Here is a 13,681-nt window from a genome sequence, read left to right as displayed (position 1 = left end):
GTCGTCCTTTCCATTAGATTGCTTTTCTGAGTTCGAATCGTTTCACCTTTCCCGTAGCCGTGCGCGGCAGATCTTCGACAAAAATGAAGCGCGCCGGGCACATATACTCCGGGAGCAGATCGAGCATGTGATCGCGCAGTTCGCGGGTCAATCCGGCCCCTGGCCGCACACCGGGTGCGAGCAATACGAAAGCGCCCGGCTTGGCCAGTCCGCCGACCGATATCGCGGCGACGCCGCATTCGGCTACGGCCGGATGCCTGTGCAGCGCATCCTCCACACGTACCGGCGAAATCCATTGCCCGCCGGCCTTGATCATGTCGTCGCTGCGGCCGCGGTAGTAATAATACCCGTCCTGCTCCACGAAAACATCTCCGGTGCGCACATAACCGTCCGGCAACATGGTCGCCGCGCTCTTTTCGGGCCGGTTCCAATAAAAGGGGGCCAGGGTGTCCCCCTTGATCAACAGATGCCCTTCCACGCCCGGCGGCACATCGTTGAGATCGTCGTCCACGATACGGATGCTGAAGCCGGGGACGATCTGCCCGGTCGATCCGGGCCGCGCCCGTCCGGGTCGATTGCAAATATAGATACAGCACGCCTCGGTGGAACCGATCCCATCGATCAGCTCCAGGCCGGTGAGCCGTCGCCACTCTTCGAAAATGGATTCCGGCAAGGCCTCGCCGGCCGAACAGCAGAGCCGCATGGGGAACTTCATCTGATCGGCCCCGCACGAGAGGATCAATTGCATGTAGATGGTGGGAACCGAAAAAAAGACCGTCGGCCGATGCTGTTCGATAATCCTCAGAATCTCGGCCGGATCGGGCTTTCCCGGGTGAAGAACGGCCGATGCGCCGAAAAACAGCGGATAGACCAGGCTGTTGATCAATCCATACGCGAAAGACAATTTGCTGGCCGAAAAGATCACGTCCTGGGCGCGGAGGCCCAATATCTCCTCGCCCACCCGGCGGGACGGCGCCATCAGGTCCGGGTGACGGTGGGGAATGCCTTTGGGCTGACCCGTGGAACCGGAGCTGTAGAGCATGAAGGCGAAATCCTCGGCCGCGGGCGCGTAAGGCTGCCAATCGGCCGCCGGCTCGGATCCGGATGCGGCCAGGCCGCCCTCGGGTTCGCAGAGGATCTCATCCACCTTGCCGCTGGCGGCGGCTCGCGGCGCGGACAGCGCCGGATGGGTGATCAGCAGACGGGCGCCACTGTCCTTCAGGATGTAGGCCACATCAGCCTCCGAGAGGGTCGTTCCGGCAGCGATGGCCACCACGCCGGCCATGATGGATCCTAAAAAGGCGATGGGAAAAGCCGGCACATCCGGCAAGACGATCAAGACCCGTTCGCCGGGGTGGATGCCGCGCTGCTGCAACCCAAACGCGAATCGGCGGCACGCCGAATCCAGCTCGCGGTAGGTGATCGATTGCGCGCCACAGAAATAGGCGATCTTGTCCGGGTGTCGCTCCAGGTTGGGCGCGAGTAATGCGACGGCCGCGTTTTCGATCATGGTGAACCTCCAACCTCTTGCTAAAGACATATCAAATGGGTGATCCGGATGTCGAGACCGCCCGCCGATGCTACCGGTTTCCTTAATCGTTGCCGGATGACCGACCGCAAGACCATCGGGCTGCGGGTGATGCGGGTGGACACTATCTTATTGGCTTTGACCGGGAAATCTTTAACCGGTGCGCTATTTTTAGCGTCCTTGGGTCATTTTTGAAGTAAACTTCGCGGGCCTTCCAACCGATAACATGGCAATGGACACCATGACGCCAAAAAAAGAAAACCGATCGATTGTGATGAAAATGCCGGTCGCCGAGGCGTTCATTCCCCTTTCGGCCGCATTCGTGAACCAGGCGGCCCAGGGTCTGGGGCTCGATGAGGATGGCGCCGATGCGCTCTCCCTGGCCACCGAAGAGATCATCGCCTATCTTGCCCGGATGGCCCAATCCGAGCAGGATGTCGACATCCGCTGTTCGGCCGGAAGCTGTTTCATCGAGACGAAGATATCTCTGCCGGTGCGGCAGTTGCAGCTGCATGCCTTCAACATGACCGCAACGGTGAATGCCGAGGATGACGCCGGCCTCGATCAGATGGGGCTGCTGATCGCCTCGCGCATGACCGACCGGTTCCACATCACCCGGTCGGCCGGCCAACACCTGGTGCTCACCCTGGTCAAAGAGTTGCCGTATCCGGAGATCAAAAGGGACACTCAGTCGCCGACGCCCGGAAAGTTGAGCCAGTACACCTTGCAGGCCGCGGATGCGGCCCATGTCAAATGGTTCCTTCGCCTGGTAACCCAATGCTATCCGGATGCCCTTTTCCCATTGGATTTTCGCTATCCAGGCAAGGTGGTGGATATGGCGGCTGGCGGAGACTACCAGATTGTAACCGCCAAGGGTCCTGCCGGCGAACTGGGCGGCGGGATCGCCTGGCGATGGGAAGGGCGCAAGACCGTCGAACTTTTCGGCCCCTATATTTTTCAGGAACACGGCGACCCGCAAATGGCCCGCGACCTCATGGACAGGTGTATCGGGCATGTGGCGCGGACGTCGGCGCTGGCCCTGATCAACCGCATGCCCACGCCCGATCTTCCCGAAGGGTACCTGGAAGCGCTGGAGCCAAAACAGAACGACATCTCAGGTGATGTCAGCAGTCCGGCCCGCGCCCGGTTCAGAATGATGGTCGAGGAGACGGGGGAAGTGGTGTGGGCCCATCCCGTTGTGGTCGGTTTTCTGCAAAGCGAATATCGGCGCCTCGTGTTCCCACGGGATATCCAGACAGCCGGTTCGGACGGCGAGGCCGATGAACCGTTCTCGGTCCTCAGCGCCGAAATCGACCGGCGCCTCGCCGTCGCCACCTTGCGGCCGATCTGGCCCGGTGAGGACAAGGCGAAGAATATGGCCGCCCATGTGGAACTGCTGCGCCGGGAAGCCATGGCGACGATCTTGTTCGAGATGGATCTGGGGCAACCCTGGCAGGCGGGTTTCACTCCCGGACTGATCGCCCTGGGATTTTTTCCCCGCATGATTCTGCCTCATGCCGGTTCGGCGGACCTGTTGATATTCCAGTTGAGAACCGACGCATGACAATGAACGACGCCTGCATGGATAAAATGGCCATCGACCGGCTGGTCCCGGACCACATCAAGTGCTTCGAGGCCTACATCCCCAGCAAACCCGACGATGTGCTGATGAAAATGGCCGGCTGCAGCCGGCTCCTGCGCCTGAACAACAACGAGAACCCCCTGGGCCCGCCGCCGGCCGCCCGCAGGATCATCGAAACCTATCCGCCGCCCCGAGCCTCTGTCTATCCCAGCGGCGACGCCTACCATCTACGCTGCAAACTGGCCGACAGGTTCGGCCTGCACCCGGACCAGTTCCTCGTGGGTAACGGCGCCAACGAGGTGATCGCCTTCGTGATCAAAGCTTTTTGCCAGGAAGGGGACAACATCGTCACCGCAGACAAGACCTTTGCGGTGTACGAGTGGGTGGCCACTTTTTCCGGCTTCGAGGCCCGACTGGTGCCGTTGAAGGGTTTCGCCTACGACGACGCGGGCATGTTGGCGCGCATCGACGAACGCACCAAGATCCTGTTCGTCTGCAATCCCAACAACCCCACGGGCACCTACTGGAGCGAGGAACGGCTGCGCCGGTTTCTCGACCGCGTGGCCGGCCGCCAGATCGTGGTGGTGGACGAGGCCTACTGCGAATTCGTGGAGCAGCCGGATTTCCCGGACGGCCTGGGTCTCATCGCCGAATATCCCAACCTGGTGGTCTTCCGGACCTTTTCCAAAATGTACGCCCTGGCCGGGCTGCGCATCGGGTATCTGGCCGGCGACCGCGACGTGGTGGATATCATCCGGCGCACCTGCGTGGTCTATTCGGTCAACGGCCTGGCCCAGGAGGCGGCGCTGAAGGCGCTCGACGACCACGAGCACATCCTGGCCACCCGGGCGCTGGTCCGCGACGCCAAGGCCATGTTGACCCGGGAACTGGACTATCTGGGCCTGACCCATGTCTCGGGCGAGGGGAACTTTCTCATGGTCCGTCTGCCCATGAGCGATACCCTGGCCTATCGCAAACTGATGACCCATGGGGTGATGGTGCGCAGCATGGCCGGGTTCCGATTTCCCAACTGGATCCGCGTCACCGTGGGTCTGCCCGATGCCATGCACGCCCTGGTGGAAGCATTGGCGGAGATGTTGAATCATGACCGATAAGAGGCGGGTATTTCAGGTCGGCGAGGCGATGATTCGGCCCGATGCCCTGACCAAGGTGACCGGCACGGAAAAATACGCCGTGGACGGATACGCACCCGGCTTTATGTGGGCCGGCGTGAAGCGTGCCGGAGTCCCCCATGCGCGCATCCGCGGCATCGCGACCCAGGCGGCGCTGGAGGTGCCCGGCGTGCAGGCCGTATTGACCGCAGCGGATGTGGGCGGCACCAACCGCCAGGGGGTGGTCCGCAAGGACCAGCCGGTACTGGCCGACGAACGGGTGCGCCATTGCGGGGACCCGGTGGCCCTGGTGGTGGCCGACAACCCGGCCGCCCTGGCCGAGGCCCTGGATCGAATTAACCTCGATCTGGAACCGCTCGAGGCGGTTTTCGATCCCGAAGCGGCCCTGGCGGCCGATGCGCCGATCATTCATCCGGACCATGCCCAGGGCAATGCTTTGTTCTCGGCCCGGATCTGCACGGGCGACGGCGACAGCGCCCTGGCGGCCTGCGATTCGGTCGTGGAAGGATGTTTCGAGGTGCCCCGCCAGGCGCACGCGTTTCTGGAAACCGAAAACGGATGGGCTTTGGCCGGCGATGACGGGCGGATCGAGATCACCGTATCCACCCAGACCCCGTTTCGAGACCGCCTGGAAGTGGCCGAAGCCCTGGGGCTGGAGATGGATCGCATCCGCATCATAGCGCCCTATTGCGGCGGCGCCTTCGGCGGCAAGGACGGCATCAACGTGCAGAGCCTGCTGGTTCTGGCCGCCCTGCGCTGCCCGGGACGTCCGGTCAAGATGTGGTGGCGCCGGGAGGAGAGTTTCCTGGCCGGGGTCAAGCGGCATCCGGCCCGGCTCTATTACCGGCTCGGCGCATCCAGCGACGGCGTGCTGCAGGCGCTTTCGGCGCGCATCTATTTCGATACCGGACCGTATGATCACCTGGGCGGGGTCGTGGCGGCCCTGGGCCTCGAACATGCCGGCGGCCCCTACCGGATTCCCCACACGGATCTCCAGGCCTGGGCAATCTACACCAACAATCCGATCTCCGGCGCCTTCCGCGGCTTCGGCGTGCCGCAGGTGGCCGCTGCCATGGAATCGATGATGGACATGCTGGCACGAAAACTGGGGACCTGTCCGCTGGCCTTGCGCGTGAAAAACGCCCTGGTGCGCGGCGACCGCTGCCCGGCGGGCGTGACGCGCCAGGGCACCATCGGCCTGTCGACCTGCCTGCAGACCGTCGAGCAGCATCGGCTCTGGCAATCGCGCCATGAATGGCGGGCCGCGGCCGGGCCGCATTGCCTGCGGGGCACGGGCATCGCCTGCGTGTCCCACGGCATGGGGTACGGCCCCGTGGTGCCCGATGCAGCCACGGCCGGCATCGAGTTGATGGGCGACGGCCGCTTCCGCATCCTGGCGGGGGTGGTCGACATGGGCCAGGGCAATGTGGCCACCTACCAGCAGATGGCCGGCGACATTCTCTCCCAGCCGTCTGAAAACTTCGTCCTGGTGCTGCCCGACACGGACCGCACCTTTCCCAGCGGCTCGGCGACGGCCAGCCGAACCACCTACACCTTCGGCAACGCCCTGATACCGGCCGCCGAGGCCCTGAGAAAGCGGCTGTTGGCCCGATCCGCCGACTTTTTGATGATCGCCGATCCATCCGAACTGACCCTGATCCCCGGCGCCGTGCGTCATCTTCCGTCCGGGAAAGAGCTGCCCCTGGCCATGCTCGGCCGGGCGCTCAATGCCGCCGAACGCTTCGCGACCCATCATTACCGGGCCCCGGTGTCCAGGGAAAAGGGGACCGACGATGCCAACCTGCGGCTGCACGGATTTCCGCACGCCATCTTCTCCTATGCCGTCCACCTGGCCCGGGTGGAGGTGGACCGATTGACCGGGCAGGTGGCGGTGATCGACTATCTCACGGTGAGCGATTGCGGCCGGATCGTCAACCCCCGCCTCTTCGAAGGCCAGCAGGAAGGCGCCGTGGCCCAGGGCGTGGGATATGCCCTGTTCGAAGATGTCATTGCCCGCCAGGGCCGGCTGCAGACCAACGACCTGGCCACCTACATCCTGCCCACGGCGGCGGACATGCCGGCCATGGAAACCATCGCCGTGCAGACGGCCGAACAGAGCGGCCCCTTCGGGATGAAGGGGGCCGGCGAAATCGGCATCGATGCGCCCGCGCCGGCCATCGCCAATGCCGTGAGCGATGCCTGCGGCCGGCGGCTGTTCCGCTTCCCCCTGACCGCGGAACGCATTCTCACGGCCCTTTCGGAAAGCGGCAGCCATGAAGATTGAATTCGAATTGAACGGAAAACCGATTTGCCTGGACGCACCCGCCGACCGCCGGGCCGTGGATCTGCTCCGGGAGGACCTGGGCCTGACCGGCACCAAGGAGGGGTGCGGCACCGGCGAGTGCGGGGCCTGCACGATTCTGGTGGACGGCCGCAGCCGGCTCTCCTGCCTGATGCTGGTCCCCCAACTGGAAGGCCGCAAGATCACCACCATCGAAGGTCTGGCCCCCGGAGAGCATCTGCACCCGGTCCAGGCCGCCTTTGTGCGACACGGGGCCGTGCAGTGCGGCTTCTGCACGCCCGGCATGGTGCTCACGGCGGTGGATCTGCTGGCGCGTCACCCCGAACCGCGCCACGATGAGGTCATCGAGGCCGTCAGTGGCAACCTGTGCCGTTGCACGGGATATCAGAAGATCGTGTCGGCCGTCATGGATGCCGGGAACACCCCGCCCATGCCGTGTTCCCGCCAGGAGCCGGCGCCGGATCCGCCGCCAAACGGCCTCCGAAACGCCGGCCGGCCCGGAGGGACGACCGCGGGCAGCCCGGTATGGATGCCCCGCACATTGGAGGATCTGTGGCCCCTGCTCGCTCAATATCCCCAGGCGCGGGTCTTCGCTGGCGGCACCGACCTGCTGGTATGGCGCCGGAATGGAAAGATCGACTCACCGGCCCTGATCGGCCTGGAGCGCATCGACGCGCTGCGCGGCATCGCCGAAACCCCCGATACCGTCCGGATCGGCGCCGCCACAACCCATGAGGCGCTGCTGGCCGATCCCCTCGTCTCCCGACACTTTCCGGTATTGAAGCAGGCACTTCGAACCTTGGGATCGCCCCATATCCGGCACGTGGGCACCATCGGCGGCAACCTGGCCACGGCCTCGCCGGCCGGAGACACCCTGCCGCCCCTGCATGTACTCGACGCCACGGTGACCGTTCAATCGGCCGAAGGCACCCGTCATCTGCCCATCGCGTCGCTTATCACCGGGCCCGGACAGACCGCACTGATGCCCGGCGAAATCATCTCCGCGGTGATCATTCCCAAGCCGGCGGCGGATGCGCGTCAGCACTTTGAAAAAGTGGGACTGCGACAAGCCATGGCCTGCGCCGTGGCCAGCCTGGCGGCGGTCGTCACGTTCGACGACACCGGCGGCATCGACCGCGCCCGCCTGGCGTGGGGCAGCGTCGGCCCCACGGTCGTGCGCCTGCCGGAGGTCGAAGCGGCCCTGTGCGGAGGTCGGCTCGACCAGAAGACCCTGGACGCGTTGCGGCCCCTGGTCAGCCGACACCTTTCCCCGATCAGCGATGTCCGCGCCGGCGCCGATTACCGCCGCCGGGTCGCCGGCAATCTGCTGCTGCGGCTCGCGGACGACCGTCCAACGCGCCAGGCGACGGCAGACACGGTGGAGCAAGCTTCATGAGCGACGCCCCTGCATTGGCGATGGGCTCATCCGGCGCCGGCCTGCTCACGTCCCGCAAGTTCCTGGCCTTGATGGCCGCGGCTTTCCTGGCCTATGCCAACGTGGCCGTCTTTTTCGGTTTCGTGGACCATCTGCGGGCTCTGCCCGTATCGCCGGCCGATTACGGCATCCTGATCGGCGCCATGGCAGCCGCATCCCTGGTGGTACGCCCGCTGGTCAGTCCCTTTTCCCACGCCGGCAACACGCGGCTGTTGCTCTTCATCGGCACCGCTCTGGCCGTCGCCGCCCTGGCCGCCTACACGATCGCGGCCGGATTCTGGAGCATGCTGCTGGTGCGCCTCTTTCACGGGACCGCCTTTGCGGTGCTCGGAACGGCCCTGATGACCGCTGTGGTGGGCGTCATCCCCAAGGCCAAAAGCGCCCAGTTCTTCGGATACCTGGCCGTGGTGACCCTGCTGCCCTACACCCTGATTCCCCCGCTGCTGCCGTTTCTGGACGCGCACCTGGGTGGCTTCAACCGCATCCTGTTGATGTTCGCCTTGCTGACCCTGTTGGTGTTCCCGCTGGTCGTGTTCGTCTCCGGACGCGAGCCCATGCCGTCGGGGGATGATACAGCCTCCGCCCTGACCGGCCGGGAAATCATGGCCAATTTAAAAGATGCGCGGGTGTTGCGCATTCTGGCCGCCATGCTGCTGCTCTACTGCGGGCACGCCATGGTCTTTTTCTTTTTGGATGGCTATGGACAATCGATTCGGATCGCCTGTGCGGGAGTTTTCCTGACCCTCTCCACTGCGGGTGAAATCGGTATCCGCGTCGCCGCCGGAACGCTCTTCGACCGCATGGACAAACGGCGGCTGGCGGCCGCGGCCCTGGCGGCGCTGGGCCTGGCTTATGCCGCGCTGGCCCATGTTCCCGGCGAGTGGCTCTTTTTTGCCCTGGGTCTGATCTTCGGATTGGGGTGGGGCGTGGCCATGCCGGTCTTCAACGGGTTGATCTTCGATGTGTCCAAACCCCGTTTCCGTGCCTTCAATATCAACCTCGGCCTGCAGATGTTCCAGGCGGGCTTCTTCCTGGGCCCCCTGATCGGCGCGCCTCTGTTGGACCGCTGGGGATATGCCTCGCTCTATCATTGCTGCGCGGTGCTCAGCCTGCTGGCCGTAGTGCTCATATGGACGAGAAAGGAGAAAAACAATGGAAGTTGACTTTCGAGTGCAAGCCGATACGCTGGTGGCCTCCCTTCGAGGACGCCTGGACACCCATACCGCCCCGGCGTTCGAGGAGCAGGCCCGGGAAGCCCTCAAACGAAATGAGAAGAAATGGGTCTTCGATCTTTCCGGATTGGCGTATGTCAGCAGTGCGGGGCTGCGCGTGGTCCTCGCCGCGGCCAAGGCATTGAAGGCCGATGGCGGGGAGATCCGACTGGCCGCGGCCGGGGGTTCGGTCAAAAAGGTATTTCAGATCTCGGGATTCTTCTCCCTCTTCAAGTACTTCGATACACCGGAGGCGGCGCTCGAAGCGTTCTGATCGAGCGCGGCGATGGTTGTAATGCCATTGACGCCCCGGCCCTTTTTCATCTATCTTGCGCTATAGCGTTGCGCTCTTGGCTTGCCCATCATGCTTGCCCGTCAGGCATGCCCCTCAGGCTTACGGGCAGCCTTGCCCTCATCGCCACCAGGACGGAACCCATGCGGCCAGCGCGCCACCAGCATACCGGCATCATCACCGAAACCCTGCGCGGGATCGTGGACCGGGTCACCTACCACAATCCGGACAACGGCTGGTCGGTGCTGCGGGTCTCTCCCTTCGACCAACCCCATGAGCAGGAAACGGTCATCGTCCACCAGACCCGGGTGTATGCCGGCGCCACCATGACTTTCCACGGCGCATGGACCATGCATCCCCGGCACGGCCGCCAATTTCAGGCGGCCACGGCCATCGAGCAGAAGCCGGCCAGCGCGGCGGCCCTGGAAAAGTATCTCGGCTCGGGCCTGATCAAAGGGGTCGGCCCCAAGACGGCCCGCAAAATCGTGCGCCACTTCAAGGAGCAGACCCTGGCGGTCTTCGAGGAGGATATCGAGAGGCTGACCGAGGTGCCGGGTATTGCCCGAAAAAAACTGGAGATGATCCGCGCGGCATGGTTGGAACACCGCGCCATCCGGGAGGTGATGATGTTTCTCCAGTCCCACGGCATCAGCACCCTGTTCGCCGTGCGCATCTACAAGGCCTATGGCGACCAGGCCGTGGCCATGGTGAGCGAGGACCCCTACCGGCTGGCCGCCGACTTTTACGGCATCGGCTTCTTCTCTGCCGACAAGGTGGCCCTGAGTATCGGCCTGGCGCCGGACAGTCCCCAGCGCATCATGGCCGGCATCAAGCACGTACTGGCCGCCGGCCGGCAGTTCGGCCACTGCTACCTGACCGCAGCACAAATCAACGAGCACGTCGACGAACTGCTCGGCCTGGCGCTGGCCGAGCGTCTCCCGGACCTGCTCGACCAGATGACGGCCGAGGGGCTGGTGATGATGCGCCGCATAGCCACCGGGCATGGAACGGCCGAGGCCTGCTATTACGCCCGCTCTTTGTACTACGACGAAGGGTACGTGGCCCGCCGGATCGGCGCCATGCTGGGGTCCGTTCCCGTGGATGCCGACCGGGTGGCGGCCTGGATCGACCGCTATTGCCGGACCGCCGGCATGACCCTGAGCCGGGACCAGGCCGCGGCTGTCGAGGGCTGTGTGCGCCAGGGCTTCGCGGTATTGACCGGCGGGCCGGGGGTGGGCAAGACAACCACCACCCGCGTGCTGGTCAAGCTGATCGAAGCCATGGGCCGCCGGGTGCTGCTGGCCGCACCCACGGGCCGGGCCGCCCAGCGCATGAGCGATGTGATCGGCCGAGAAGCCCGGACGATCCACCGTCTGCTCGAATGGCAGCTCGACCGCTTCAAACGCGACGAGCAAAAGCCGCTCGACACCGATTTCCTGATCGTGGACGAGTGCTCGATGCTCGACATCAGCCTGACCGCGTCCCTGCTCAAGGCCGTACCCGAGCATGGCCAGGTCCTGTTCATCGGCGACGTGGACCAGTTGCCGTCCGTTGGCGCCGGCAACGTGCTCCGGGACATCATCGCCTCGGGCCGGGTGCCCTGCTTCCGCCTGACCCAGGTCTTCCGCCAGGCCGAGCAATCGCTGATCATCCGCTATGCCCACCAGATCAACCGGGGGGACCTGCCCCGCATCGATTCGCCCTTCAAACGTCCGGAGATCTGGCACAGCGGCGAGGACTGCCTCTTTTTCGATTCCGACGAGGCCACCCGGGAGCAACTATCGTTCATCGCCAAGGTGAAACGCTTTTTCGATTTTAAAAGCATGGCGCCGGGCACCGACGCGTCGCCTGCCACGAGCCCTTATGAATTCCGCATCGACGAACCGATCGTGCCCTACGAGACCGAATTGACCATCCCCGAAAAGTTCCGCCATGTGGACCCGGAACGACTCTATGCCGCCGGCAGCCGCATCGAGGAACTGCTGGCCGTGGTCAAAAAGGTCCATCCCTGGTCATCCCTGCACTATGGATTGTCTGCTGTGGATGTGGTTCAGAAGCTCTATCTCGAATGGATCCCCAAATATTTCGGTGCCGGCCGTGAAATCCAGATCCTGTCGCCCATGACCCGCGGCAGCCTGGGCACCCTGTCGCTCAACGCCCTGATCCAGGCGGCGGCCAACCCCGAAGCACCCGGAAAGCGCCAGCTGAAGGTGGGCGAACGAATCTTCCGCGAAGGCGACCGGGTGATCCATCGCCGCAACAATTACGACCTGGGCGTGTTCAACGGCGACATCGGCTCCATCGCGCGCATCGACAACGAAGCCCTCACCTGTATCGTCCATTTTGCCCAGGACGACCGCCGCGTCTTCTACCAGCGCGACGACATCGTGGAACTGGACCTGGCCTACGCCATCACCATCCACAAGTCCCAGGGCAGCGAGTTCGAAGCGGTCATCATCCCCGTGCTCACCCAGCACTTCAAGATGCTCTTCCGGAACCTGATTTACACCGGTCTCACCCGCGCCCGCAAACTGGCAGTCCTGGTCGGCACCCGCAAGGCCCTTGCCATGGCCGTAAAAAACGAAGACACCAGCCGACGGCAGACGGCGCTGCGGGAGTTGCTGGAAGCGAACGGGCGGGCATAAAACCCGCGGCTATAAGGTTTGGGTGGAAATCAGTGATTCTAACTGAACGCTATTCATTAGACCCGGCGTGGATGGAACAGGTGGCCGATGCCACACGCCAAGCGGTCAAGAGCCAGTAACATGCACGGCGGGCGGCCCAGAAACTCGCTGCGCTCAAACAGTCTGGACCGCTTGTCCGCCGTTTGCATTCAACTGGCTCTAAGACCGCAGGCTCACGTGGCCCTGGCCACCTGCCCCATCCACGCCTGCCATATCCCTTGCGATGCGCATTTTTTGTATAGAAAAACTTTTGAGGGGCGCACCCGTCAAGGGGAATCGCATTCAGGCAGAATTGCTGGGTGGAAATTCAGGTGGACTAGGTGCGCGCCATCAAATGTCCCACCGCCTTCTCCAGCCCGTCGATGGTCAGTTCGAACATGGGGAAGATCTGGGCGATGAGGTTGATGGTGCGGGTGTAGGGCCAGCGGACCCGGCGCACGGGGTTGAGCCAGACCGAGTGGCGGAAGGTCTTGGCGAGAAATTGCAGGCATTCGATGCTGGGCCGGCCGCTGCGGTTGGTGATGTAGATCGAGCCGTCCTGGGCCATGAGTTCGTAGGGCGCCATGCTGGCATCGCCCACGAAGATGAAGCGGGTGTCGGGATCGCGCCGCACCAGGTCGTCGACCTTGAGCGGCTTCTTGTAGCGTGCCGGGTCCTCCCACAGGGTGTCGTAAATGGTATTGTGGAAGAAGCAGGTCTTGAGTTCCTTGAACTGGGCCCGGGCGTAATCGAAGAGCGTCTGCACGAGCGGGATGTAGGGGTCCATGGACCAGCCGCCGTTGTCGATGGCCAGGATCACCTTGAGACGGTCCTTGAGGCTGCTGTCGAAGACGATCTCGATCTCGCCGGCGTTTTTCATGGTCTGGTATATGGTCTTGTCGACGTTCACCTGGTCCTTGGGGCCGGAGGGCACCAGGTGGCGCAGCCGTTTGAGCGCTTCCCCCATCATGGAGGGCGTCAGCGGGCCTTCCAGGGAGTAGTCCTTGTAGCGCCGCTCCATGGCCACCTTGACGGCTGATTTATTGCGCGACACACCGCCCACGCGCATGCCGCCGGGATGAAAGCCGGAGTGGCCCACCGGCGAGGTGCCGCCCGTGCCGATCCAGCGATTGCCCCCATCGTGGCGTTCGGTCTGTTCCTTGAGCCGCTCCTTGAAATATTCGATTAGCTCCTCGGGGGTGAGCTTCTGCAATTCGGCTTCGTCCATGCCCATGGCGTCGGCCAGCTCCTTGGGGTGCTGCAGCCACTGTTCGAGCAGCGAGCGGGCCAGCGCGTCGAGTTCCAACCCCTCCCGGTCAGGCAGGGCCACCCCCTCGAAGTAGTGGGCGAACACCTGGTCGTACAGATCGAAATAGCGCTCGCTTTTCACCAGGATGGCGCGCGACACGGTGTAGAAATCTTCCAGGGAGTTCACCAGCCCCTTGCCCAACGCCTTTTGCAGGGTCAGAAAAGCGGTCGGCGAGACCGGTACGCCGTGGTCCTTGAGCTGATAGAAGAAGTCGATGAACATCGGG

The 13,681-nt window shown here is 63.8% G+C and carries 9 protein-coding genes; 7 read left to right on the top strand and 2 right to left on the bottom strand.

Annotation, left to right across the window (positions count from 1 at the left end):
* Positions 1-13 precede the first annotated feature (13 nt).
* Positions 14-1,510: a benzoate-CoA ligase family protein gene (locus DFT_RS02125; protein WP_054029584.1), complete on the bottom strand. Its 1,497-nt coding sequence runs from the start codon at positions 1,508-1,510 to the stop codon at positions 14-16.
* Positions 1,511-1,769: 259 nt separating this feature from the next.
* On the opposite strand from DFT_RS02125, the gene DFT_RS02120 reads away from it, so the two are divergent.
* From DFT_RS02120 to recD2, 7 genes are all read left to right on the top strand, one after another.
* A complete protein-coding gene (locus DFT_RS02120) occupies positions 1,770-3,092 on the top strand; it encodes an ATP-binding protein (protein WP_152971830.1) in 1,323 nt (440 codons plus the stop codon).
* Positions 3,089-4,225, top strand: a complete 1,137-nt coding sequence (gene hisC / locus DFT_RS02115; RefSeq protein ID WP_235506154.1) for a histidinol-phosphate transaminase — start codon at positions 3,089-3,091, stop codon at positions 4,223-4,225. The genes DFT_RS02120 and hisC overlap by 4 nt, the downstream gene beginning before the upstream one ends.
* Positions 4,215-6,527, top strand: a complete 2,313-nt coding sequence (locus tag DFT_RS02110) for a xanthine dehydrogenase family protein molybdopterin-binding subunit (RefSeq protein ID WP_054029582.1) — start codon at positions 4,215-4,217, stop codon at positions 6,525-6,527. The genes hisC and DFT_RS02110 overlap by 11 nt, the downstream gene beginning before the upstream one ends.
* Entirely contained in the window at positions 6,517-7,941 is a 1,425-nt protein-coding gene (locus DFT_RS26665) for an FAD binding domain-containing protein (RefSeq protein ID WP_083453266.1), read from the top strand. The genes DFT_RS02110 and DFT_RS26665 overlap by 11 nt, the downstream gene beginning before the upstream one ends.
* Positions 7,938-9,143, top strand: coding sequence for an MFS transporter (locus DFT_RS02100; protein WP_054029581.1), 1,206 nt, complete (start codon positions 7,938-7,940; stop codon positions 9,141-9,143). Before DFT_RS26665 ends, DFT_RS02100 begins: the two co-directional genes overlap by 4 nt.
* Positions 9,133-9,465, top strand: coding sequence for an STAS domain-containing protein (locus DFT_RS02095; RefSeq protein ID WP_054029580.1), 333 nt, complete (start codon positions 9,133-9,135; stop codon positions 9,463-9,465). The genes DFT_RS02100 and DFT_RS02095 overlap by 11 nt, the downstream gene beginning before the upstream one ends.
* Positions 9,466-9,626: 161 nt before the next feature.
* Positions 9,627-12,128 (top strand): SF1B family DNA helicase RecD2, encoded by a 2,502-nt coding sequence (recD2, locus tag DFT_RS02090; RefSeq protein ID WP_054029579.1) that lies wholly within the window; start codon positions 9,627-9,629, stop codon positions 12,126-12,128.
* Positions 12,129-12,483: 355 nt separating this feature from the next.
* Here recD2 and DFT_RS02085 read toward each other — a convergent pair whose 3' ends face one another.
* Positions 12,484-13,677 carry a vWA domain-containing protein gene (locus DFT_RS02085; protein ID WP_054029578.1) on the bottom strand — a complete coding sequence of 398 codons (1,194 nt, stop codon included), beginning with the start codon at positions 13,675-13,677 and terminating at the stop codon, positions 12,484-12,486.
* Between the last annotated feature and the right edge of the window lie 4 nt (positions 13,678-13,681).

Source organism: Desulfatitalea tepidiphila (assembly GCF_001293685.1).
GTDB lineage: Bacteria > Desulfobacterota > Desulfobacteria > Desulfobacterales > Desulfosarcinaceae > Desulfatitalea > Desulfatitalea tepidiphila.
This window is presented reverse-complemented; position numbering and strand designations above follow the sequence as displayed.

Bases quoted from the DNA above. Each gene is read 5' to 3' on its own strand.
- DFT_RS26665 (WP_083453266.1), top strand. From the start codon at position 6,517: ATGAAGATTGAATTCGAATTGAACGGAAAACCGATTTGCCTGGACGCA.
- DFT_RS02085 (WP_054029578.1), bottom strand. From the start codon at position 13,677: ATGTTCATCGACTTCTTCTATCAGCTCAAGGACCACGGCGTACCGGTC.
- DFT_RS02100 (WP_054029581.1), top strand. From the start codon at position 7,938: ATGAGCGACGCCCCTGCATTGGCGATGGGCTCATCCGGCGCCGGCCTG.
- DFT_RS02120 (WP_152971830.1), top strand. From the start codon at position 1,770: ATGACGCCAAAAAAAGAAAACCGATCGATTGTGATGAAAATGCCGGTC.
- recD2 (WP_054029579.1), top strand. From the start codon at position 9,627: ATGCGGCCAGCGCGCCACCAGCATACCGGCATCATCACCGAAACCCTG.
- DFT_RS02110 (WP_054029582.1), top strand. From the start codon at position 4,215: ATGACCGATAAGAGGCGGGTATTTCAGGTCGGCGAGGCGATGATTCGG.
- hisC (WP_235506154.1), top strand. From the start codon at position 3,089: ATGACAATGAACGACGCCTGCATGGATAAAATGGCCATCGACCGGCTG.
- DFT_RS02125 (WP_054029584.1), bottom strand. From the start codon at position 1,510: ATGATCGAAAACGCGGCCGTCGCATTACTCGCGCCCAACCTGGAGCGA.
- DFT_RS02095 (WP_054029580.1), top strand. From the start codon at position 9,133: ATGGAAGTTGACTTTCGAGTGCAAGCCGATACGCTGGTGGCCTCCCTT.